This is a genomic window from Veillonella rodentium (assembly GCF_900187285.1).
GTDB lineage: Bacteria > Bacillota > Negativicutes > Veillonellales > Veillonellaceae > Veillonella > Veillonella rodentium.
Genome location: NZ_LT906470.1, coordinates 557,501 through 582,472, shown reverse-complemented (window position 1 = coordinate 582,472; position 24,972 = coordinate 557,501). Strand labels below are relative to the sequence as shown.

The 24,972-nt window shown below is 43.6% G+C and carries 24 protein-coding genes (1 of these 24 running past the window's edge); 3 read left to right on the top strand and 21 right to left on the bottom strand.

The window, feature by feature from the left end; translation table 11 throughout:
- The first annotated feature begins 258 nt into the window (after positions 1–258).
- Complete coding sequence (locus CKV62_RS02545) at positions 259–1,206, top strand: L-lactate dehydrogenase (protein ID WP_095065474.1); 948 nt, start codon at positions 259–261, stop codon at positions 1,204–1,206.
- Positions 1,207–1,412: 206 nt separating this feature from the next.
- On the opposite strand, the gene CKV62_RS02540 is transcribed toward CKV62_RS02545, so the two are convergent.
- The 15 genes from CKV62_RS02540 to CKV62_RS02470 all read right to left on the bottom strand — a co-directional run bounded on the left by CKV62_RS02540 (position 1,413) and on the right by CKV62_RS02470 (position 14,791).
- Entirely contained in the window at positions 1,413–1,652 is a 240-nt protein-coding gene (locus CKV62_RS02540; RefSeq protein ID WP_095065472.1) for a GlsB/YeaQ/YmgE family stress response membrane protein, read from the bottom strand.
- 12 nt (positions 1,653–1,664) lie between these two features.
- A complete protein-coding gene (locus CKV62_RS02535) occupies positions 1,665–2,474 on the bottom strand; it encodes a hypothetical protein (protein WP_095065470.1) in 810 nt (269 codons plus the stop codon).
- Between the two features lie 57 nt (positions 2,475–2,531).
- Positions 2,532–2,999 (bottom strand): 2-amino-4-hydroxy-6-hydroxymethyldihydropteridine diphosphokinase, encoded by a 468-nt coding sequence (folK, locus tag CKV62_RS02530; protein WP_095065468.1) that lies wholly within the window; start codon positions 2,997–2,999, stop codon positions 2,532–2,534.
- Positions 2,999–3,361 carry a dihydroneopterin aldolase gene (gene folB / locus CKV62_RS02525; protein WP_038117103.1) on the bottom strand — a complete coding sequence of 121 codons (363 nt, stop codon included), beginning with the start codon at positions 3,359–3,361 and terminating at the stop codon, positions 2,999–3,001. Before folB ends, folK begins: the two co-directional genes overlap by 1 nt.
- Before the next feature lies 1 nt (position 3,362).
- A complete protein-coding gene (folP, locus tag CKV62_RS02520) occupies positions 3,363–4,196 on the bottom strand; it encodes a dihydropteroate synthase (RefSeq protein WP_095065466.1) in 834 nt (277 codons plus the stop codon).
- Positions 4,189–4,758, bottom strand: coding sequence for a GTP cyclohydrolase I (gene folE, locus CKV62_RS02515; protein WP_095065464.1), 570 nt, complete (start codon positions 4,756–4,758; stop codon positions 4,189–4,191). The genes folP and folE overlap by 8 nt, the downstream gene beginning before the upstream one ends.
- Before the next feature lie 8 nt (positions 4,759–4,766).
- Entirely contained in the window at positions 4,767–6,323 is a 1,557-nt protein-coding gene (locus CKV62_RS02510; protein WP_095066696.1) for an ABC-F family ATP-binding cassette domain-containing protein, read from the bottom strand.
- A gap of 93 nt (positions 6,324–6,416) precedes the next feature.
- Complete coding sequence (locus CKV62_RS02505) at positions 6,417–7,562, bottom strand: amidohydrolase (RefSeq protein ID WP_095065462.1); 1,146 nt, start codon at positions 7,560–7,562, stop codon at positions 6,417–6,419.
- Between the two features lie 15 nt (positions 7,563–7,577).
- Positions 7,578–8,516 (bottom strand): S66 peptidase family protein, encoded by a 939-nt coding sequence (locus CKV62_RS02500; protein WP_095065460.1) that lies wholly within the window; start codon positions 8,514–8,516, stop codon positions 7,578–7,580.
- 93 nt (positions 8,517–8,609) lie between these two features.
- Complete coding sequence (locus CKV62_RS02495) at positions 8,610–10,211, bottom strand: peptide ABC transporter substrate-binding protein (protein ID WP_095065458.1); 1,602 nt, start codon at positions 10,209–10,211, stop codon at positions 8,610–8,612.
- Complete coding sequence (locus CKV62_RS02490; RefSeq protein WP_095065456.1) at positions 10,208–11,026, bottom strand: serine hydrolase; 819 nt, start codon at positions 11,024–11,026, stop codon at positions 10,208–10,210. Before CKV62_RS02490 ends, CKV62_RS02495 begins: the two co-directional genes overlap by 4 nt.
- A gap of 13 nt (positions 11,027–11,039) precedes the next feature.
- Complete coding sequence (locus CKV62_RS02485) at positions 11,040–11,987, bottom strand: ABC transporter ATP-binding protein (protein ID WP_095065454.1); 948 nt, start codon at positions 11,985–11,987, stop codon at positions 11,040–11,042.
- Positions 11,987–12,967 carry an ABC transporter ATP-binding protein gene (locus CKV62_RS02480; RefSeq protein WP_095065452.1) on the bottom strand — a complete coding sequence of 327 codons (981 nt, stop codon included), beginning with the start codon at positions 12,965–12,967 and terminating at the stop codon, positions 11,987–11,989. The genes CKV62_RS02485 and CKV62_RS02480 overlap by 1 nt, the downstream gene beginning before the upstream one ends.
- Positions 12,967–13,866, bottom strand: a complete 900-nt coding sequence (locus CKV62_RS02475) for an ABC transporter permease (RefSeq protein ID WP_095065450.1) — start codon at positions 13,864–13,866, stop codon at positions 12,967–12,969. Before CKV62_RS02475 ends, CKV62_RS02480 begins: the two co-directional genes overlap by 1 nt.
- The gene (locus CKV62_RS02470) at positions 13,859–14,791 is read right to left on the bottom strand and encodes an ABC transporter permease (RefSeq protein ID WP_095065448.1); all 933 of its coding nucleotides are present in this window, start codon (positions 14,789–14,791) and stop codon (positions 13,859–13,861) included. The genes CKV62_RS02475 and CKV62_RS02470 overlap by 8 nt, the downstream gene beginning before the upstream one ends.
- 134 nt (positions 14,792–14,925) lie before the next feature.
- Here CKV62_RS02470 and CKV62_RS02465 point away from each other — a divergent pair, with 134 nt between their 5' ends.
- Together CKV62_RS02465 and CKV62_RS02460 are read left to right on the top strand one after the other, a co-directional pair.
- Positions 14,926–15,759, top strand: coding sequence for a pyridoxamine kinase (locus CKV62_RS02465; protein WP_095065446.1), 834 nt, complete (start codon positions 14,926–14,928; stop codon positions 15,757–15,759).
- Positions 15,760–15,783: 24 nt separating this feature from the next.
- Positions 15,784–16,374, top strand: coding sequence for a DUF805 domain-containing protein (locus tag CKV62_RS02460; RefSeq protein WP_095065444.1), 591 nt, complete (start codon positions 15,784–15,786; stop codon positions 16,372–16,374).
- 248 nt (positions 16,375–16,622) lie between these two features.
- Here CKV62_RS02460 and CKV62_RS02455 read toward each other — a convergent pair whose 3' ends face one another.
- The 6 genes from CKV62_RS02455 to CKV62_RS02430 form a co-directional block, all read right to left on the bottom strand.
- The gene (locus CKV62_RS02455) at positions 16,623–17,792 is read right to left on the bottom strand and encodes a hypothetical protein (protein WP_095065442.1); all 1,170 of its coding nucleotides are present in this window, start codon (positions 17,790–17,792) and stop codon (positions 16,623–16,625) included.
- Positions 17,793–17,881: 89 nt separating this feature from the next.
- Positions 17,882–21,526, bottom strand: coding sequence for a thiol reductant ABC exporter subunit CydD (gene cydD / locus CKV62_RS02450; protein ID WP_095065440.1), 3,645 nt, complete (start codon positions 21,524–21,526; stop codon positions 17,882–17,884).
- A gap of 165 nt (positions 21,527–21,691) precedes the next feature.
- Positions 21,692–22,711 (bottom strand): cytochrome d ubiquinol oxidase subunit II, encoded by a 1,020-nt coding sequence (gene cydB, locus CKV62_RS02445; protein ID WP_095065437.1) that lies wholly within the window; start codon positions 22,709–22,711, stop codon positions 21,692–21,694.
- Entirely contained in the window at positions 22,702–24,090 is a 1,389-nt protein-coding gene (locus CKV62_RS02440; protein ID WP_095065435.1) for a cytochrome ubiquinol oxidase subunit I, read from the bottom strand. The genes cydB and CKV62_RS02440 overlap by 10 nt, the downstream gene beginning before the upstream one ends.
- Positions 24,091–24,156: 66 nt before the next feature.
- On the bottom strand, positions 24,157–24,609 hold the full coding sequence (locus tag CKV62_RS02435) for an RrF2 family transcriptional regulator (protein WP_095065433.1): 453 nt from the start codon (positions 24,607–24,609) through the stop codon (positions 24,157–24,159).
- 107 nt (positions 24,610–24,716) lie between these two features.
- A protein-coding gene (locus CKV62_RS02430) for a MogA/MoaB family molybdenum cofactor biosynthesis protein (protein WP_095065431.1) crosses the window boundary here: on the bottom strand, positions 24,717–24,972 show its 3' portion. It continues 239 nt past the right edge of the window; the window shows 256 of its 495 coding nt (coding positions 240–495); the start codon falls outside the window, past its right edge — the gene reads right to left on this strand; it ends in the stop codon at positions 24,717–24,719.

The following is a 24,972-nucleotide window of genomic DNA, read 5'->3' as shown; positions in this document are numbered from 1 at the left end:
ACTGATTAAATATGTCATACTATCTAACCCGATTTTTATAAAATTTTCATTTCGTATATTTAATGGGAACCAAAGGGAAGGGACTATACTTGTTTGCTCCATCCTGCGCAAAGTCGCTGCACAAGTACAGTCCCTTCTTTCTATCATTTTAACTATAATATGACCCATTAAAATAAAATTTCTCTTATATTTTTAGAGAGGTATATAATAACAGTATACTTATCAACCTTAATAGATAATTAATGATAGGAGGTAATCATGAAATTACGAAAAGTCGGCATCATCGGCACCGGTCACGTAGGATCGCATGTAGCATTTTCCCTCGCATTACAGGGTGAGGCAGATGTATTATACATGATGGATATCGATGAAAAGAAAGCACAGGCGCAAGCTATGGATATTAACGATGCGGTCAGTTATATTCCGCATCACGTAACAGCTACGGCAGGTCCTATCGAAAACTGCGGAGACTGCGATATTCTTATCTTCAGTGCAGGTCCTTTACCAAACATATCACAAGATAGATTGGAAACGTTAGGGGAAACGGTGGAAGTCCTAAAAGATGCCATTCCCCGCATTAAAGCATCAGGCTTTAAGGGATTCATCATTTCCATTTCAAATCCGGCCGATGTGGTCGCAACCTATTTACAAAAACATTTAAACTGGGATTCGAATCGCATCATTTCATCCGGTACGGCACTTGATTCAGCACGCTTACAAAAAGAATTAAGTCAACACTTTCACATAAGCCATCGTTCCATTACGGCCTATTGCCTCGGCGAACATGGTACCAGCGCCATGATACCTTGGTCCCACATATGTATCCAGGGCAAGCCGTTAACGCAATTGCAAAAAGAATTACCTCACCGCTTCCCTGAACTTGACCACACGCAGGTGTTAAACGATGTAAAAATCGGCGGTTATCATGTGCTGGCCGGTAAAGGTTCTACAGAGTTCGGCATCGCCAGTGCTACAACGGAACTTATCCGATCCATTTTTCACGATGAAAAAAAGGTCTTGCCTTGCTCCTGTTATCTCAATGGACAGTACGGAGAATCCGGTATTTTCGCCTCTACACCGGCCATCATCGGGAAGGATGGCATCGAAGATATCTTAGAACTGCAATTAACACCCGATGAGTTAGAAAAATTCAAGTATTCCTGTTCCGTTATTCGAGAACACGCATTAAAAGCGGAAATCATGTAAAAGCTTTCATCATGAGTCCATCCCCAAAATAATATTCACTATAGCATAATCATCAAATACCATACAACAAAAGGTCCACCCATTCCGATAAATAACGACTCTACAATGAGCGCCGGACGGAATAGGCGGACCTTTTCATTTAATGATTATGTTACCGATACTATTCTAATATGCTTGATAATCAATCACTATCATACTAAAAGAAATTAACTATTACGACCTGTAAAGAAGCTTACAACGGCAACAACGATAACAGCCCCCGCAATGGACGGAATCAACGCCATGCCGGCAAGGCTAGGGCCCCAAGTGCCAAGCAAGGTTTGACCTACAGAAGCACCGACTAAACCTGCAACAACACGATAAATAATACCCATTTTTTCAGATTTATTTGTAATACAGCCTGCTACAAAGCCGATAAATCCGCCTACAATAATAGACCAAAGCATAATATATACCTCCTATAATGTCATATCCTCAAGATTTAAAGGAAATAAATCTTTCTCCTCTACAACTTGAGGGGATTTTTCTAAATACTGCTTGCGCATCGTCCAAAGAATATCCAAATCTTCGGGAGCTAATTTAGATAATGCATAAATCATAGTGAAATTCGGTCCATAATGACCGCGTAAGCTATCCGGTATCCCTTTCGCACCTTCACCACTAATGCGATTATTGAAAAATCCTTGAATCTGTCGCGTATCCAGATCAATGATGATAAATCCCGATGCATCATACACATATAATGTATGATTAACCCGTTTTAAGGCTCGTACCGTATTTGTAATAAAATACTGATCCCGCAGATCTATAAGAGATGCTTCATAACCGGAATGATAGAAGTCTCCATAGTAATAGGTTCCACGATCAGAGGATTTCAACAATCCCTCCAACTCGGACCGATCCTTATCATCAAAATCGGAAAACGCTTTTACCTTAATAACATTCTTTAACCCTCTTTGATATGCCGTTGTCTCCGGAACATCCACATGGGGCCCTCTGAAAGCAATCGGCATAAGGCTAAGAGTATTATTATCTAGATTATACACTCCATAACCGTCATAGCCAAGAAAATAAACTCGTGAGTCTACAGTTTTCATAGCTAAAATACGTTTGGAGATAACGGCATCACTAGAATTTACCAGTGCATGCGACTCCGGATCTATGCGAATCGTCTTGGTACCATGATTAGTTCCACCCACGGCAAGCCAATATGATAATCCCATTATAATTATGGCTAAAATGCATAGACCTATACGTTTTATATACATTTATCCTCCCCAGGAACCCCTTATCATAAAACGTAACTATATAATATGTCTCGTATATTATATATCTAATACAGATAATCTATCCTTGATAGATATCCCATTATAAATGAAAGCAGGCAATAATTCCATCAACGACTTCAGTACAAAATCCCGCTCCCAGAAATACGGATGCGGAACCGTCAGAATCTCATCATCAACAGAAAATAACCTATCATTCTCATAAATTAGAATGATATCTAAATCCAATGTTCTCGGTCCCCAATGAATATGCCGCTCTCTACCGGCAACACGCTCCAGATTCTGTAATACTTCGAGCATATCATGTGGAGATAAACTGCTTTCACAGGACCACATGCCATTTACGAATGTACCTTGATCTTTATAGCCCCAGGGTTCTGTCTCAATTAGCGTGGAAGTGTGCACATTATATATATCATCATGAGTCTGAAAGGATTGAAATGCTTCATCAATATATCGATATCTATCCCCCAGATTCGATCCGACACCGATAAAATAAGTATACATCAAATTTGGCCCCGCGTAGTAACCACCTCAACATAGTCAAGCATACCCGCAATCGGCACCGATGGTTTACGCACCGTCACGGACAGCCCTACTATACCTTGATAATGCTGATATAAGGAGTCCGAAATGAGCGCCCCCAACCGCTCTAACAGATTACATTTCTCACCGATCATAACGGAACGTACCAATTCATAGACTTCTACATAATTAATGGAATCCTCTAAATTATCGCTTTGTCCCGCTTTTGTAAGATCCGTGGTGATTTCCACGTCCACAAAAAAACGTTGTCCCTGTTCCTGTTCCGACTCCAGATTTCCATGATATCCGTAAAAGCCCATATTCTTTAATACGATTTTATCCATATCATTCACCTCGCAGCAAACTATCCGCCACGGCTAAAGCTCGCTTATGCATTCGTACATTATGAACACGTACCATATCAACGCCTTGGAATACACCGGTAATGCACGCGGCTACGGTACCTTCATCACGTTCTTCCGGTGGCAGGCCGCCCAAGATAGAGCCGATAAAACGCTTTCGACTAGGTGCTAATAAAACCGGATATTCATAAGCCGTCAATTCGCCCAACCGCTGTATAACCTCAATGTTCTGCTCTTCCGTCTTGCCGAAACCGATTCCCGGATCAATCCAAATCTGTTGAGGCAATACGCCTTCTTTCATCGCCTTGTCTATAGCAGCAAAGAAGAAGGCTTTCATATCTTCAATAATATCACCATAGTTCGTATCATTGCTGTTATGCATGATAATGATAGGCACCTTGTATTGTGCCGCAACAGCCGCCATATCCGGGTCGTAATGCAGGCCCCACACGTCATTTAAGATATGCGCTCCTTTTGAGAACGCATAATCCGCGGTCTTCGCATGATATGTATCAATCGAAACAGGAACCGTCGATGCATTCAATACCGGTTCCAGCAACTCAGATAAACGTCTGATCTCTTCATCCGCGGTCAACGGTATTGCTCCAGGTCTCGTTGATTCGACACCGAGGTCAATGATATCCGCACCGTCCTGAATCATCTGTTTCACATGATCCACTGCCGTCTGCGGCGTGTCAAATTGGCCTCCATCCGAAAAGGAATCAGGCGTTCCATTTAATATCCCCATAATGAGGGTTCGATCGGATAAAGCTAAGCTCTTCCCATCTTTCCATGTATAATTTCTACGTTTAAACATCTGCCTGACCTCCGCCTAACATCGCTAACGCTTCATCTCGAAGCGTCCCCGTCTCATCTAATACACCGCGACTCTCCAAGGTGATTACCTTTGAATCTTGCTGCATAGTCCCCTTAATCAACATGCATAACTGAGTTGATGTGATGCGCACAAATACACCGTGAGCCGATAAATCATTCATAATCGCATCGGCCAGTTCCGACGTCAACCGCTCCTGTAATTGCGGCCTTCGACTGAGGATGTTCACCACATCCTGAAACTTACTGAGCCCCGCCACACAACCGTCCTTCGGCTGATATACGATATCTACAGTACCGAAAAACGGCAGCAAATGATGCTCGCACATGGAATAAAACGGTATTCCACTCAAAGCCACCAGGCCCTTATAGTCTGCCGTAAAGGTGTCGCCCCACGCGGATTTCGTATCCATCCCGACACCGCTAAATAATTCGCCGTATAATTCCGTTACACGACTTGGTGTTTTCTCTAATTCCGGCGCCTCTGTATCAACAGATAAAGCCTGTAAAAACTGCTTTATCCCGTCCTTCGCACGTTGATTCATCGGTCCTCCTAAACAATTTTTGTCGTCCAATCCTCAATATTCCAAATATCCGTAACCCACCCGTTATAAAAATCGGGTTCATGACTTACGAGCACAATAGTGCCTTTGAACGCGCGCAACGCACGGCTCAGTTCTTCTTTTGCATACACATCCAGATGATTTGTCGGTTCATCCAGGACCAAAACATTATACTTATTCTGCATCAGTTTGCAAAGGCGTACCTTCGCATTCTCTCCACCTGAAAGCACGCGCATTTGTGACGTAATATGTTCATTGGTAAGACCGCATCTCGCCAATGCCGCCCGTACCTCCGCATTAGTCATCAACGGGTATTCGTTCCAGATGTAGTCAAGTGCCGTCTCCGAGTTGGACGGCGCATCCTCCTGTGCAAAATAACCGACTTGCAAAAACTCACCCTTAACAAGTTCTCCGCTGACCGGCTTCAAAAGTCCCAATATCGTTTTCAGCAATGTTGTTTTTCCTAATCCGTTAACACCGCGGATTGCAATTTTTTTGTTTCGTTCAATCTGAAAATCAACCGGTCTCGTAAGAGATTCATCATAGCCGATTTCAAGGCCAAAGGCCTCCACGATAAATCGACTCGGCGTACGCCCTTCCTTAAAACCGAAACTAGGCTTGATATATTCCTTCGGTTTTTCCAGAATTTCCATCTTCTCCAGCCTCTTTGCTCGCGAATTTGCCATACCCCGCGTCGCAACGCGCGCCTTATTTCGCTGGATAAAATCCTCCATGCGTTCAATTTCCTGCTGCTGACGTTCATACGCCTTTTGAGCTTGCGCCTTCTTTACCTCATAAGCCGCCTGGAACTGATGATAGTCACCAGTATAACGCGTGAGCACGGCTTGCTCGATATGATAAATCACATTGACTACGGAATTTAAAAACCCCATATCATGAGAAATCAGGATAAATGCATTTTCATAATTCTGTAAGTAATTTTGTAACCAATGAATATGCTCTACATCCAAATAGTTAGTCGGTTCATCCAGTAATAGAATAGTCGGTTTCTCCAGTAACAATTTTGTTAATAGCACCTTGGTACGCTGCCCGCCACTGAGTTCGGTCACATCCCGATCGAGCCCGATATCCATGAGCCCTAAACCGGATGCGGTGCGTTCAATAACCGCATCAATTTCGTAAAAGCCCCGCTGTTCAAGAATCTCCTGCCATTCTCCGACCTGTTCGAGCAGTTTGTTCATTTCAGCTTCCGAGACATCACCCATGCGATTATAGGCATCATTGATATTCTGTTCCATCACAAAAAGGTCATCGAAGGCCTTTTGCAAGACATCTCGAATCGTCATACCCTTTTCAAGCACTGCATGTTGATCCAAATAACCCACAGTCACCTGATTTGACCATTCTATCTTGCCCTCATCAGGCGGTAATTTACCGGTAATGATGTTGAGGAATGTAGATTTCCCTTCCCCATTAGCCCCTATGAGACCTACATGCTCGCCTTTCAGCAATCGGAACGATGCATCATCTAAAATTTGTCGCGCCCCAAAACCATGAGTCACATGGGAAACGGTTAACACACTCATATCAATCTCCATCGGAATAAAAGCCGCCTTACATAAGACGGCTTGTTTCGTACTAATTATCGTATCTATTGTACCTTGATTGTATACATTATGTCAAAATTTGGACATCGCATATCGCAATGCGACGACTGCCATGATTTTTGCGCCTTTAATCGCCTGATCGAGCCCATACTCAGACCCCGATGCACAGGTGAACTCCGGTGTATGCGCCTCCAGCCCCAAACCTATTTGCAATGTCGGCTGTGCTGTCGGGACCTCATAAGACACATTTCCTACATCAGTACTGCCGTCAGCCTCGTCATCGGGCAGTCTCCTCGGCCGTTCTCCGAACTCAGTCATAACCTCATCAAACAGCTCCAGTAACATCTTATCCTGTCGCATATCCTTAAAGAGAGGCTCATAATGATGCATCTCCACACGAGCACCATAATGTTCTGCAATCTCCTTCGCCTCAGCTTTAATAGCCGGTAAAATAATATGTTCCAGATCATCCACAGTTCTACCACGCACCGTCATGCGCAACGTTGCCGTATCGGTCACCACATTAGGGGCTGCTCCGGCCTCCGTGAAAATGATACCTACAATAACACCTTTAGGAAATTGCTCCGCTTTCATACGTTTTATCGATTGATATAAATCAACGGCGCAGTCGAGCGCATTGACACCGGAATCTGTAAGGGATGCAATATGACAAGAACGGCCGTAAAAGGTCACCTCCAGAGGATGCGTCGCCAACGATGTACCGCCAACCTCATTTTCACCACCCGGATGAATGATAAGTGCCCCCTCATATCCATCAAAGAGGTGCTCCTCCGCCATAAATACCTTACCGCCGATAGTTTCTTCGGCAGGACAGCCGAAGAAGGTTGTGCCCCACCGTTCATCACAAGTTTGACTAAAGGCTATAGCCGCGCCCATGCTCATGATTGCGATTAAATTATGTCCGCACCCATGACCTAACTCGGGCAATGCATCATATTCGCCGAGAAAAGCCATTTTATGATTCCGTTCTATATTCTTATCGCTGCGCATTGCTGTGCGCAGTTCAGGCCGTCCGGTTAATCCGACTTGTGTAATGAATCCTTTATCCGTCATGTACTGACTGATTTTCTCCAGCGCTTTAAATTCCGCCTGCCCCAACTCGGGATTATCATGCAGAAATAGAGAAATTGCCTTTAACTCATCCTGCAGATTGTCAATAATAGCACAAGCCTGTGCTTCACGTTCCTGTAATGTCATAGTTTCTCTTTCTTATTAGGATGTATACGGCGATAACACGATTGTGTTTGAAATATATCTGAAATGAACATGTGCCCCTAACGGCAATGTCTGATGAGGTGTACCGTGTCCGGTCGGAACATAACAAACAAAGGGATCCGGCAAAGACGACTTGCGGTTTTCCTCCATATATCGCAATGCTTCATACCCTATATCATACTCCCGTTCGCCCTCATCGCCATCACAATCCGTGAAAGTACCGACCATAAGACCTTTGATGCGATTCAACAATCCGGATAGACGCCATTGTTGCAACATACGATCTAATTTATACGGCGCTTCCCCTATATCTTCGATGAAAAGAATCGTATCCTCAACACTGTCATCCTCAAAAAAATACGGAGTACCGCAAAGCATGGATAACATTGTCATGTTACCGCCACGCAAGATACCGTCACCTAATTCGGTTCCGATGGCACCACGGGGCGGCTCCGGTAACGGTTCAATTACCTGCAATTTACCTTCCACCGCTGAAAAAAGAGCATCAATGTCATCATGTCTTTCCGGTTTAAAATCGACACCCATCGGACCGTGATAGGTTACGAGACGACTGTATCGATTAATCGCCATATGAAGAGCTGTACAGTCACTATATCCGATAAAAGGCTTCTTATACTCTCGAACAGCATCGTAATCAATTTTATCAAGATATCGCATCGTGCCGTAGCCTCCGCGCAATGCCAAGACCGCATCACAAGGGCCATCTGTCATCATCCATTGAAATTCTTCGGCTTGTTTCTCTGCCGATCCGCCATATAATCCCTTGCTGCGACAGGATTCACCGAATATAATATCATACCCTTTCGCTCTACATATCTGCTGTATCATTTCTAATGACTCATCGCTGCTGCTGGCGGGTGCTATACAACCGATTGTCATACCCGGTGCCAACCGTTTCGGATATTTCCACTCCATAATGCCTCACAATTTATCTAAACTTTTCTAACGTTCATACTGGAAAGCAAACATACAAAAAGACGTACACAATGTGTACGTCTTAAGTGTATCTTATTTGTATGCTTTTTTAAAGTCAACAAGACCTAATGTGGTCCAGAAATAATCTTGAATCGTTCCGTTCGTTACATATGGCTGAGTTGTAAAATACAACGGCATAACAAGGGATTCATCAAAAATCATCTTTTCCGCTTCATGCATGAGCGCATCACGCTCCGGTCCATTAGGGGTCACACGGATACGTGCGATAAGGTCATTGTATTCTTCGCTATGATATTGACCGTCATTATCCTCTGCGGAGAACACCTCCAGGAAGTTTTGAGGGTCACTGTAGTCCGCTACCCAGGAAGCACGAGCCACCTGGTATTTACCCGCCTCCCTATCAGCGAGGAATACCTTTGTTTCCTGGTTCTGCAAACGCACATCTGCACCGAAAGCTTCGGTCCAGGCCGCTTGAATAGCTTCTGCAATAGATTTATGCAGCTCGCTGGTGTTGTACAATATCGTAATCGGCGGCAATGGACGATTTTTCCCATAGCCTGCATTTCTCAGAATTTCCTTTGCCTGTTCCACATCTTCATACACGAGATAGCTGCCGGCTTCGCGGAAATCGTCGCGGCCGTTGCTTTCAAGCATACCGTACGGCACAAACGCATATGCGGCTTCTTTACCGCCCTTGACAATATTTTTAACGATATCAGCCCGGTTGATAACCATGGAGAATGCTTTACGCACTTCAGGATCTGTGAACGGTTCAGCGGTCACGTTAAACACATAGTAATAGTTACCTAACATAGGCCCGATATGTAACAGCCCGGCCTCTTCCAGCCTCTGTTGATCCGCCACCGGCGGTTCTACGGTCATATCGGCTTCGCCGCCTTCCACAAGAGTCAACCTCGTACTTTGAGATTCGCTGATAGGCCAGTTCATATTCTCGGTCTTAACGGAATCGGCATCCCAATAGTTCGGATTCTTTACAAAATCCATTTCTCCGTTATGATGCCAACGAAGCAGGCGATACGGTCCGTTGGATACCAGCGTTTCCGCTTCGGATGCCCAGTTTTCATGAGCCTCTACCGCTTTTTTATTCACCGGATAATAACCGTGAGATGCAAGCAATTTTAAGAAATACGCCGTCGGATTTTCCAGTGTAACTACAAGCGTATCATCATCAACAGCCTTAACACCTACATCATCAGCCTCGGCATCACCGTTATTATAGGCTTCGCCGTTTTTCAGCACATATAACATATATGCATTATCCGCATGAACATCAGGATTTAAGGCGCGCTTCCATGCGTATTCAAAATCGCGGGCGGTCAACGGCTCACCGTTTGACCACTTCAAATCAGGTCGTAAATGGAATGTATATTCCAAACCATCTTCGGAAATTTCCCAGCTTTTCGCAAGCGCCGGTTCCGGCTCACTTTCATCATTGAGGCGCACAAGGCCATCAAATAATTGTAATTGTACCGTAGCCTCCGGAGATGTGTTCGACTTCGCCGGGTCTAGCGTAGACGGTTCCTGCTCTAAAACGTAACGGATTGTATGTTCATCTATATGTTGAGCCCCTCTTGGGTATCCAAACACAAATAGAATCACACTCACACCGAGAGCGAGAACCATGAGTTTTAACAAATTGCGTTTATCCATCATGGCAATGCTTCCTCTACAAATTCTTTCATACTGCGCCCCACTCGAGCACCTAATTCTTTGGCACGGACATTTCCAATACCGCTCATGAGCAGCACAAAACAAAAATGACCGCTAAATGTTTCCAGTACGCCTCCATCATGCTCTACGCAATCAAGGGATCCCGTTTTATGGTGAAAGCATACATCTTCGCCCCAATAAAAGGGCAGAATATCTCTAAATTGTTGACGTCCCAAAATATTCCACATTTCATGCCCGTATGCATCACGGTCTCTATGTTCAAAAATGTGATGGTACAAGCGTGCTAAGGACATAGCGGTTAGCCGATTCTCCCGGCCCTCTGAAGATGCCTCGAAGTCCATCATCATGCGATTGAGTTCCAAGTCATCAAGCCCCAGCTGTTCCGCACGGGCGTTGATATTCTCCATACCGAGCGTCATGATAAGAAGGTTTGTAGCCCAATTATCACTGAGCACCATCATCAGCCGACATAATTCCAAATATGTAAAACTATGTTTACCTGTCAGCTCCTGTAATGCTCCGCCGCCTTCAACTCGAGGTGTACGCGAAAGAGAAACCGCATCATTCAGATTCAGTTGATCTATACGAGCCAAATAAAAAACGTATTCCATAATGAGTACCTTAATCATACTCGCACCGCTATGTACCGTATGTTCTCCCTTAGCAGCGATGAGAATCGGTTCCTCGCCATCATTAAATTGCATAACTACATAGGATATGTTTCCGGCAGGTGCAAATTCTCTGATGTACGCATCGAGCCGATTCTCCAAAGACTTGCCAACAATTAGTTTTCCCATTTATAATCTCCCGTTACAAATGCCAACACGCAATGCGACGATCAGCCCATTCCCTGAGCGGTGGTCGCTCTGTATAACACCTTTGTTCCGCTTCCGGACAACGTCCGCTGAATAAGCATCCTGTCGGCGGATTTAGTGGATTTGGCGGTTCCCCTCTAAGCGGTGTCCCTATCGGCGCATGAGGGATAACCGGTCCGTTCAGTGCCGTTAACGCACGAGTATATGGATGTTGTGGGAATTCATACAAATCAAGAGCCGGTCCCTCTTCCATAACGGACCCCATATACATAACCACCATCCGATGGCTGATGTAACGCACCATACTCAAATCATGAGAAATGAAAAGGTACGATATCCCGTTTAATGCCTGCAAACGCTCCAATAATGTCATAATCTGTACCTGAATCGATACATCTAATGCCGAAAGCGGCTCATCGCAGATAATACATTGCGGTTCCATAATCAAAGCACGCGCAATACCGATACGTTGACGTTGACCGCCGGATAATTCATGAGCATAGCGTTCCCCGAAAGCCATCGTAAGACCTACTTGCTCCAACACTTCTTTTACACGAATGACACGATCCCGAGCGGTGTATTTCGTATCCAGCTCCAAAGGCTCTTCTAAAATCGTATTAACGGTAAGCCTTGGATTGAGCGATGCGTAAGGATTTTGAAAAACCATCTGCATCACAGGATGAACTGCATCCCGATTTCTATAAGGATCAATTTCCTGTCCGTTCATATAAATGGAACCGGACGTAGCCTCATGTAACCCCATCAGGGTGTAGCCGAAAGTGGACTTGCCGCAACCGGATTCCCCAACAATACCGAGTGTTTCCCCTTCCGATTGATACAGGCTAACCCCTTGTAAAGCATGCACCGTTTGTTTCGGCTTAAATAAGCCGCCTGACAGAGTAAACTCTTTAACGAGATTTTCTGTCTCCCATACATATCCCATTAGAGTCCCTCCAACTTAGATAACCAACATGCAAATTGATGATTTTCAGCGACATCCACATCCATCGGGATACGCTTGCCGCAAATGCGCATAGCCCATTTACACCGAGGATTAAAAGAACAGCCTCTAGGCAGATTAAATAAATCCGGCGGCTGACCTTCTAAGGCTTTCAGTTCACCATGCCATTTCCCTTGCGGCAATGCCAACAGCAGACCGATTGTATAAGGATGTCTCGGATCATTAAATATTCCGTCAACGGTCGCAGACTCTACGCATTTACCGGCATATAGAACCATAACACGATCACAAAGCTGAGCAATAACACGTAAATTATGAGAGATAAAAATAATCCCAATGCCTGCCTCAACGGCTAAGGTCTGCATAAGGCGTAAAATCTGAGCCTCTGTAGTCACATCAAGTGCCGTCGTCGGCTCATCGCAGATGAGAATCTTCGGTCGCCCCGCCACAGCCATGGCGATACATACCCTCTGACGCATACCGCCACTCAACTCATGGGGATATTGCGATAAACGCTTTTCCGGTGTAGACAAGCCCATCTTCATTAACAAATCAATAGCTATCGCCTTTTCATCGTAATCATCACCATAAGCATTACTGCGTTCGATGACTTCATACAACTGTTCACCAATCGTCAAAATCGGGTTTAAGGAGGTCATAGGATCCTGGAACACCATGGCTACCGTGGTACCTCGCAATTCATTCCAGTCATCCTCATCATACGCTAAGCAATCATGACCATCGATTACAAATGAATCGGCCTTAATCCTCGTTTTCCCGCTCGGTAATAGACCCATTAACGAATTAACGAGCACAGATTTACCGCATCCGGACTCACCAACAATACCTAAGATTTCTCCGGCTTTCAAGGTGAGATCTTGATTTCGAATCACCCGCAACGGACCTTGGAAGGTATCAATCGTAATAGACACATTGCGAACATCAATGATCTGGTTGTTCATCATCTATCTCCTTCCTTAGGATCTAAAACATTGCGCAAACCGTCGCCGAGAAATACAAAACCAAGCATAGTTATACTGATTGCGACAGCGGGAAATATCAACTGAAACGGGTAAGAACGCATACTGCTGATGCCTTCGGATGCCAACACACCCCAACTTGCCATCGGTGCATTTACACCAAGTCCGATAAAGCTGAGAAATGCTTCCGTAAAAATAGCTTCCGGAATAGCCAACATCAAAGTAATGATAATAGGCCCCACACAGTTCGGTAAAATATGACGCATTAAAATACGTCTCTTCGGGATTCCCATCGCCTCGGCAGCAACGATATATTCCTCACGTTTTACTTTCAAAATCTGACTGCGTACGATACGAGCCATATTTAGCCAATAAGCAATACCCAAGGCCAGAAAAATAGACATAAGGCCCGGTCCCAGTACGACCATCAGCAAAATAACATATAGCAGAAGAGGAATACCGTAAAGGATATCTACGATAGCCATCATGATACGGTCCACCTTGCCGCCCATATAACCGGCGATACCGCCATACATTACACCGATAACAAAATTGATAAAAGCCGCTACAAACCCGATAGTCAAGGAAATACGGGCGCCGTACATAACACGCGTATAAATATCACGGCCTAATGTGTCGGTACCGAACCAATGTTCAAAGCTCGGCTCCTGATTCGCATTCAATAAAGATTGATCCGCATAGGTATACGGTGAGATAATAGGTCCTAAAATCGCCAGTACAATCATCACCAGAATAATGGACGCACCTACAACGGCTAATCGATTTACCTTGAATCGTTCCCACTTACCCGGACGTTTTACAAACGTCGAACTGTCATCCTGCGGGGAGCGTTCGATAGGAAAAAATTCTTCTCTATTCATTTCTGTCCTCCCCTGTCGTCACGCGTGGATCGATCAATGGGTACACCATATCCACGAGAATATTAAGCGCTACTACGAGAGCACTATAAAAAATCGTTATACCTAAAATAACCGTATAGTCCCGATTATAAATAGACGTTACAAAATATTGACCCAAACCGGGAATCGCAAAAATCGTTTCCACAATGAAGCTGCCGGTCAAAAGTCCTGCCGCTAAAGGTCCTAAATATGTAATTACAGGCAGTATTGCATTGCCTAAAGCGTGCCGCGTCAAAATAGTCCAACGGCTCAGGCCCTTAGCACGTGCCGTGCGGATATATTCCTGCTGATACACATCAAGCAAGCCGCTTCTGGTTAACCGTGCAATAAACGCCATCGGCTGTGCCGCCAAGGTAAGTACGGGCAACACCATATAGGACGGTCCACGCCATAATGCGACAGGTAGCCAGCCCAATTCGAAGCCTACCACATATACCAACACGGCTCCAATAATAAAGGTAGGTACAGAAATACCCAAGGTAGATACAAATGTTATCACATAATCTACAATACCATTTGGTCGCATCGCACTGATAGCTCCGGCCGTAATTCCACCTACAACGGCTACGGCTAACGCCAACAACCCGAGTTGTGCGGAAACCGGAAATGCATCGTTGATGATATCGTTAACACTACGGCCTTCATATTTAAACGACGGTCCCAGATCACCCTGAACCACACTGCCCAGATAATCGCCATATTGTTTCCACAACGGATCATCCAAATGATACTTCGCTTCAATACTTGCTTTTACCTGAGGCGGTAATTTTTTCTCTGTTGTAAAAGGTCCACCCGGTATTGCATGCATTAATGCAAAGGTTACGGTAATAATAACCCACAAGATTATAATTGCGCCACCTAGACGTCGAAACACATACCTTGTCATTTAACTATCCTCCATAGAAAATTTTATCTTTTTATTATACTATATTGTGAAAAATTTTTCACGAATTTAATGATTACATTTACAGGACGCCTGCTATACCGTACAATAGAAGATATAATCTATTGGAGGTGTTTATGAATACAGTACCGCGAATATTAACCATACAGGATATGAGCTCCATCGGTCGCTGCGCCCTTACGGTTATGATTCCTATCATCAGCGCCATGCGATGTCAGGCGGTTCCGCTGGCTACAGCTGTATTGAGCAATCACTTAGAATATCCGCACTATGAATTCGTAGACCTCTCCGATCACATGCGCGATTTTATGGATTGCTGGGAAAAGAATAACATCGATTTTCACGCTATCGTCAGCGGCTTTTTGGCATCTCCCGAGCAGATTCACCTCGTAGAGGAGGCCATCAATCGTTTTGGCAATACTAACCAAATGATTATCGTCGATCCGGCTATGGCCGATGACGGACGACTTTACTCCATCTATACATCGGACATGGTTGTTGCCATGCGCCACCTCGTATCTAAAGCGCATATCGTCAAGCCGAACTATACGGAGGCCTGCTTTTTATTGGATATACCGTATTCAACACACCCTATCAGCGAAGATGAATTGCGACACCGCTGCAAGCAATTACATCAGATGGGCCCGGACATGGTCATCATGACCAGTGTGCCATCCGAAACGCACGCCACCGTCGCCGTATACGACGGCATTACAGACAACTTACAAACCTATTCTATCCCGCTGGTACCTGTAAAAGCAACCGGAACCGGAGATATTTTCACCGCCGTATTATCCGGTGCCGTCATGAAGGGATATTCACCGTACGATGCGGCAGAGCTGGCTATGAATTTTACAACGAAAGCGATTCAGGCTACCGTGGATAATGTAAAATCAATGAAACATGGTGTGGCATTCGAACTCGTCTTACCGGAATTAATAAAATTGTAATAAAAATTTTAAAAAGGGGAATTTATGGATTTAATTTATGCATTGCTGCGTACGCTTCTGATTTGCGCCATCGGTTTTCTCATCGCATTTCTGGGGCGTAGAAGGGGCTTAACGATATTTAACTTATCCGGCCGGATAAACCGCTTACAATTTATCATACTATTTATCGTGCTGATGATATTATTCTATATCGTCCATATTCTTGACACTAAACTGATAGAGTTTGTCGTATCTTTACCATCATACTGGATTTCCCGTGCGTTCATATGGCTTTTATTAGCCGCTTTATTCCCTTTATCCTGCGCTCTCTTCGGACGACGCATTCACGATATCGGATTTAATGCATGGGCCGGCATTCTCTGGTCAGCCATTATCATTTTCATCAATACCTATACAGCCGTCTCCCCGGTTAATTATTTATTATACCTTTTTATATGGCTCGTCGGTTTTCTGTTCTGGGTTTTGCCGGGCCAACCGGAACCCAATGAATATGGTTATCCACCGTTTATGAGCGTACCGCAAAAAGTCTTCGAGCCCGCTAGAGAACCAAAAAGCGAACAGGCACAGAAAAAACGAAAAGCCGCACGAAAACGTCGAAAAAAGAAAAATCTCTAAACTGTCCGCTTCCGGTAGTAATTGACATACAAATACTAGTTTAGTATATAAATACAATTACTACAAAACGATTAACCTTACCTCAACCAATGATACCGTATCTCGTAAATGAAATGTCCGCTTACGATTAGATTAAAATAAATCTAACAGCAAGCGGACACGACAAATCCGAGATACGGTATTTTTATATCATATTATATATTTAAAACATAATTGCTATCAAAACTTTTATTACCGTCTATACATAATCAATTCATCAATAACATCAACTCTATTAATGTACAGCCGATATAGGCAATGATAAATTTAACCTTCTGTTTTCGCGCTCGATCATCATCAGCAATCTTTAAGCGATTCGCTAAAAAACGCTTATCCCGAATTTGAAGCAATAAGTGCTTGATACGCTCCTGGCTTTCATTTGCGGTACATTCATCACAATCCGATGTAAGTGTCGCCTGCTGCATGAAGATACGACGATGTAATTTGCGCATCTGAATCTTGATATTGTTATGTACAAAGGCGCTCTGCCACTGCTTACGCGAATCAAAGTACATATACAGATAGCGCGGAATATTCATCACCAGGAAGGAGATAATAAATATCCCCAGAGAAATCAAGAAGTATGTGGAAAAGGAAAATTCCAAGGTTTCCGTCGGTAGATAATGATGCAGGATGATGAAGGTAATCCATACACCGATTGGCAACAGTAATACCGCCGCTATATCGATAGAGCGCAGCCAACTGGTACGAGTCGGCACATCCGGTACCGTGAAAGTATCCACCGGATCATGAAACGCATAGTAATCCAGCTGTAATACGGACTGGCTGGTTCTCGGATTTCCCAACAGAATAGGCCCCGTACTGCCGATATGGCGTTCCGGTAATGGTATAAACTTCTTAACCCTCGTATTCGGCAAAAGATCAAACTGAATGATACCTTTCTTTTCAAAACGCATGGTGGAACCCTTTTCACCCAGTTCAATGGGATTAAAGAATATTCCGAACAGGCTGAGGCACCAATTCCCAAGTAAATGGAGAATAGAGTTTAAAATAAACCCGCCTGTATCTATGTTATTTGTATCTAACCGTATGGCAAATGATGATGAATAATCATCAAACCATAAATCCTCTAAGGTAAACTCCACATTGATTACATTCCCCCACTTCGTAATAATGGACAGGAATATCTGATTATTCGGTTCAAATTCAAAGGTTACGGAATAAAATAACCAATGATTGCGAAGAGCGGCACGCAACATGCGATTAACCATATCTTCTTCTATATATAATAGACGATGATCGAAGAGCTCCGGCTCCATCGATACAGTATTACTAACAGTAGTAGCCTCAATCGTCGTGTCCCGTTCAGACAATGCTTCATCCACCAAAGCACGTAATTTGGTGAAAATTCTAGTCATAACCCCTCCAAGGGTAACATGAAATAGCTTTTAACACTCAAATTATACCATATATTGCGTAATTTATCGATATAATACTACTAAATCTGCTACCCGATACGTGCCATAGACAAATAACAATATTCATAAAATCTGCCCTCCGATGCAATGAGTTCATCATAAGTGCCATCTTCAACAATTTGTCCCTGATCCATAAATATAATTCGATCCATTTTTTCCAGACCTTCTAATTGATGAGTGATATAAAGACATGTTCTCCCCTCTATGTATTTCATCAAGTCTGTATGTAATGACCTTCTGGTCACCTGATCAAGACCTTCTAGCGGTTCATCCAGAAGCACGAGTTGCGGATTGCGCAAAAACAGTCTTGCCAAGGCGACGCGTTGCCGTTCACCACCGCTCAGGCCATACCCACCGGATCCGATAATGGTATCAAGCCCCCTCGGGAGCCGATTTACGACCGCCTGCAAAGAGGCCCTTTTAATGGTCCTATCTATATCGTCATCAGATGCGCTCGGTCTGGCAAGCCGAATATTATCCTTCAGAGAAGCATGGAAAATATATGTATCTTGCGTAATGGTTCCCAGTAATTCTCTCCACGCATCGATAGCGAGATGTTTTAACTCATGTTTACCTATATCAATCGAGCCACCGTAATCATAGAGTCGCTCCAGCATATTAAACAATGTTGTTTTGCCGGAGCCGCTGGCCCCGACAATCGCTACAGATTGCCCTTTAGGGATGTACAAATCAAGATTTTCATAAATATTGTTATATGCATCATACGCAAAGGATACGTCTTTAAAATGTATATGCTCTATCGTATCAATTAGCTCCGGCTGTACAGTTTCGATTACAGGAGGTCTCTCCTGCTCTAGCTCTAATAAACGATTCGTCGCAATCCGGCTTTCAGCACCGTGATGAACAGCGGCTATCATCGGCTGCAATGATTCAAACCATGCCTGAACACCGATAGCCGCTACGGCTACCATGACGCTCGCATAAGGTCCCGATAACACATGTGCCGCCATACAGGCCACTATGATAACTGTTAACTGTATGCACGCGATAAAAACCGTATTTCCACGATTCATATCGTTATCTATGGATGACTTACAGTCATCAACCGCAGTCATCATGAATTGAATTCGTTCATACACAAGATTTTCATTGCCGTAACTGATGATATCCTCCAAACTGTCCATTGTATCGCTAAGCAGAGCCTTATATTCTCCCTGCTGCGGTGCAATTACACGTAAATTTTTTTGATTATAACCATATACAACTATTGGTAATATAATCCCCGTCACGACTGCAGCTATCAGAACGGGCCATAACAGGCCAGGACTGATTGTAAAAGCACCGTACGCTACTAATGCGGTCAAGCCGATAGCAGCTATCGGCGGAATTAAGGTACGCAAATAGAAAAATTGTAATACTTCAATATCCCCCATAATACGACCTAACATATCGCCCGCTCCGATGCGTTTCAAAATCGCCGGTGCAAGCGGCTCCAACCTTTTATAAAACCAGAGGCGCAATCCGTATAAGCCCTGAAACGCCATGCGATGCGTTGTATATCGTTCAAAATATCGACACACGGCACGACTGATGCCGAAGGAGCGGACACCGACGATAGCAAGGCTCAAATATGTTATATCCGGCTGTAATGCGGCAGAAGCCAGTAACCAAGCGGATACACTGAGAAGGCCTACATTCATAAAAACCGTAAAGAATGTAAAAATCAAAGCAAGTACCATGGACCATTTAGCAGGTCCAAGAACAGAAAATAACAGCTTCCAGCCTTGTAAATCAATAAACGATCCAGCGCCCCTTCTCTCCAAACTTTTTTCACGTAGTGTGTCATCCCCGTACATCGATTCAGCACGAAGCGACGGATGTGCCGATTGGCCAGCCGGCACATTCTCGGATCCTGTATAGCCAGATTCATACAATGTGAAAGCTCCCGAAACGGTATCCTCTGATTTGCCAGCATCAACAGATGTTCCGCTCGAAGCTATATCAAGTTTTCCTGTTCCTGCCGATACCAACTCCTTAAAATATCCATCAGTATTGATGAGTTCATCATAGGTCCCCTGTTGGATAATGTGTCCGTCTTTCAACACATAAAGAGACGATGCCCAGTGCATTGTCTGCAATCGATGTCCGATGAGGATGACGATTTTCCCCTTCATCAGGCGTTGAACGGCACGACTGATTATAGATTCTGTTTTCACATCCAAGTGAGCCGTCACTTCATCTAGAATAAGAATTTGTCCCTGTCGTAAAAATGCACGCGCTAGGGCTACCCGCTGTCGCTCACCACCGCTAAGACCTGCACCGCCTTCACCGATAATCGTATCGAGACCTTCCGGTTTACGTTTGATTACATCGATTAACGCCACCTCTTTACAAGCATTTAAAATATCCTCATCACTGACATCTAGGCCAAAAGATAAAATCTCACGCAAAGTTCCTTTCATAAGATGAGGCCGTTGAGATACATAAATAACTTGTCGACGCCACCAGTCGATATCCAACTCCGTCATATCATAACCATCAACGAAAACCGTACCTGTCGGGGCCTTTAAGAATCCGCCTATAATATGAGCAACTGTAGATTTACCTGCACCACTTTCACCGACAAGCATGACAGATTTATCACGATGAGCCTGTAAAGATATATGGTGTACACCGTTTTTACCCTCTCCATAGGTAAAGGTTAATCCATCAATTGAAATATCTTGTAGCGGCTCATCAATACATTGAGATCCACCTCTTGGTAAAAGTGATTGAGATGCCATGAATTCTTCGTATTTAAGTATAGACGTCTTTCCTGCCATCCCTGTATGAAAGGCCGCCCCCAACTGTCTGAAAGGTGTATAAAACTCCGGTGCCAACAGTAAAATAAAAAATGCCGGCAAAAAAGCGACGCCTCCATCCAGCAGGGTTAAGCCTAAATAGACAGCGATCAAAGCGGTGCTGATGGTGCTCACTAATTCAAGCACTAATGCTGACAAAAAAGCGACACGCAACACGCGCAGCGTGGAATCTTTGAATTCTCGAGATAAACGGGCTATAACCTGAATTTGCTCTTTTGCACGACCAAACAGCTTCAATGTCGTAATACCTTGTAACACATCAAGGAAATGGCCTGATAACAAGCTCATACGTTCCCACTGTTCCTTGTTGAGGCGATCTGCCTGCTTCCCGATCAGGATCATAAAAAACGGAATCAACGGAACGGTTATGATAAGAAGAATACCGATAATCGGCATCGTATTCACAATGGCAATTCCCATCACAAGTGGAATCATGATGGCATAGAGAATTTGCGGAATATAACGAACCACATAGGCATCCACCTGCTCTAAGCCATCTGTAATCATATGAATGACATCGCCATGTCGCTCTTTCTGCTGCACGCCGAGCTGAAACATATGTCGTAATGCGTGAGCACGAAAAGATGCTTTCACGGAGTTCCCCAGTCTCAATGCTAGCGTCTCCTGTAAATAATAAGAACCCAAACGACATATAATGGCAATCCCTAAATAAATCAAAGTATCATGTTCATCCTGAACTGAATGCTCCAAAAATATAAAATTATTAAGTAAAACAGCAAAAAACCATGCCTGTGTAACTATGGCGAGACTTTCAATAAAACATGTCATCCCGAGTAAAAAGAATGACCCCTTATGCTCGAGTAACGCCTTTAATGCGGTACGTTGTATCATATAATATCCCTTTTAAAAGTACTAATTCTAAATTGAATCTAATTTTATCAATATTACACTCATCTTACCACAAAAAAGAGACGTGCCGCTACAGCACGCCTCACAATGAATACTAATTTTCATGATTCAGATGATATGAACTTTGAATACTAAAATTCTATCCGATTAGTAATGTAAATCTTTTTCTGTTACACGATGACGGAATATCCAATATACCCAGGATTGGTAAACCAAAATAATCGGTACAAATACGAATGCTACGCAAGTCATTAATGCCAATGTATATGTAGAGTTTGCCGCATTAGAAATTGTTAAGCTCCACTCAGGATTCAAGGACGAAACCATAATACGAGGGAATAAGCCGGAGAAATACGCAATCGTTACAGAAATAACAGACAAAGAACTAAATATAAAGCCCCATTTTGTATTGCGAGTACGTGTAGCTCCCCAGGAAATAAGAAAAAACAAAACCGTTAGTGTAAAACAAATAGTAGCCAATACAGAGTTAAACAAATCAGTATATACATAAGTAGCTATCACTAATGCCAATGCACCAATAGCCGCCGGAACACCTACTACTAATGACGCAGCCCGGGCACGTTCAGATATAGGCCCGGCAGTCTTAATAGATGTAAATAAACCACCATGATATGTAAATACTAAAATAAATGCAATGCCACAAAGAATGGTATATGGGCTTAATAAATCAAGAAATGTGCCCACATATGTCATACTACCATCAATCGGTGTACCTTGAATCAAGTTTCCTACCGTAACGCCCCACAATAGTGCAGGAATCAATGAACCGAAGAAGATGCAGTAATCAAAGGTCTTACGCCATAATAAGTTAGGACTTTTAGAGCGGAATTCAAAAGATATGCCGCGAATAATAAGCATAGCAAGCATCAAAAATAGCACCAGATAAAATCCACTGAATAATGTAGCATACACATGCGGGAAGGACGCAAACAACGCACCGCCAGCAGTAATCATCCATACTTCATTGCCATCCCATATAGGGCCTAGCGCATTAATCATTTGACGACGTTCCACGTCAGTTTTACCGATGACCGGCAACAGAATTCCTGTTCCATAGTCAAAACCTTCTAACAAGAAGAAGCCTGCAAACAGTATGGTAATTAAGATGAACCATACCACCTCAAGGTTATTCCAAATCAGTTCCATAGTCGCGCCTCCTCTTTTTCAACCACATTATGAGACGGATTACCTTCCGGACCTTTTTTAATATGCTCTACAGCAAGATAAATAGCCGCAATAGCCGCTAAAAGATACATAAGAGTAAACCCGATAATCGTCGTCAAAATTTCACCTGCCGTTACAGCTTTAGATGCGCCGTCTGCAGTGAGTTGTAACCCATATACAATCCATGGTTGACGGCCCGCTTCCGCTACGAACCATCCCGTGGAATGCGCGATAAACGGCAGCGGTAACATCCAGAACATAATTTTTAAGAAGATGCGATTTCCTACAAGCTTATTCTTCGCATTGAGTATAAGCCCGACGAAAGCAACAAGCAACATGAGAGAACCGGTAGCGACCATAATACGGAATGTCCAGAAAACAGCTCGTACATCCGGGATGTAGTTACCAGGTCCATATTGAGCCTCTGACTTAGCCTGTAATTCTTTAATTCCTTCCACCTTGCCGGAAGTGAATGAATTTTGAGTCAAGAAAGACAAGCCGCCGGGAATTTCAATGGCACTTGTATTTTTCTGTTTCTTTACATCGATATTGGCAACCAACGAAAACGGAGCCGGATCCTGTGTTTCCCATAACGCTTCCATCGCCGCCATTTTCATCGGCTGTACCTTTGTAACATATTGCCCCTGATGGTGACCGGCCAAGGCCCCCAATGTCCCGAATACAAAGGCGAAAATCATGCCCCATTTAGCAGACTTGCGATAAAAATCAGTGGCATTGTTACGCAATAAATGCCATGCACTGATGGACATGATGATTATACCGGCAGTTAACAAACCATTAAATACGATATGGAAGAATTGCCCCGGCACATAACCGTTTTGAATGATGGCAAAAAAATCCTCCATCTCTACACGTCCATTGCGAAGCACATACCCTACAGGATGTTGCATAAAAGAATTTGCTACGAGAATCCAAAATGCGGATAAACTTGTCCCCAACGCTACCAAGGTAGCTACAAAAGCATGAACCCTTTTATTTAAACGGTCCCAACCGAAGATCCACGCGCCCATAAATGTAGATTCCAAAAAAAATGCCATTAATGCTTCAAGTGCTAACGGAGCACCGAAAATATCGCCCATAAAACGAGAGTATTCCGCCCAGTTCATACCGAAGTGGAACTCCTGAACAATACCCGTCACAACCCCCATAGCAAAGTTAATAAGGAATAATTTGCCCCAGAACTTTGCCATTTTTTTATATACTTCTTTACCGGTGGCCACATAGGTCCACTCTAAAATAGCTACAATCACTGTCATACCTATCGTAAAAGGCACGAATAACCAGTGATAAATAGATGTTAGCGCAAATTGCAATCGAGCTAAATCTACAGCCTCAAACATCTGTTTTCCTCCTTAGAATTAAATTCCTACCATCACTTGATGAGCTCATCGATTTCAAAACTTACATCATTGTACTTGTGAAAGTGGTTGTAATTCCTGCAATATAACCGCCTCTCGCTCAGCTAACTGGTAAAAATTAACCCCTTCTAATTGATCTATTAGTTGATGTTGAATGATTCCCATCGCTTCATTAATAGCACAACGTCCCCTACAAGACTTTGAACATGAACCCATATCATATAAACATTGTTGTAAATACGCATCCCCTTCTACCGCTCTAATCACATCGAGCAATGAAATATTTTGAGGTTCACGATTAAGTGCAAACCCGCCATCCACACCGCGGAAGGATCTCATAATCCCTGCTGCAATAAGACTACGCATAATTTTGAGCAAAAACCGTTCGGGAATCAACTCCCTCTCGGCCAACACAGCACCTGTTACCTTTTCTCCAGGAGATAACAAAGACATATGTAAAACCATACGAAATGCATAATCCGTGGCCTGATTTAACTTCATATAATCTCCTTTCTTATACACACGGACTTACGTATTACTAAGACTAGTATAAATGAAAGAAAACAATACTGCAATGGTATTGTTTTTCTTTTTTCATGATTAACTCATTATTTAGTTATTTCTCTCACCAAATGAGCCATTTCAGGAATAATCAGTTTTCCCATAGCCAATGTAACCGCCCCTACGGATCCGGGTACAGAAAATATAAGAGTATGATTATTGACTCCCGCCTCTGCCCGAGACGCCATAGCCTTTGTACCGATATCCTCCGTATAGGATAAGAATCTGAAAATCTCACCAAACCCGGGAATATGCTTTTCATATAAACTGTTAGCAGCCTCAATCGTGACATCTCGTTTGGCA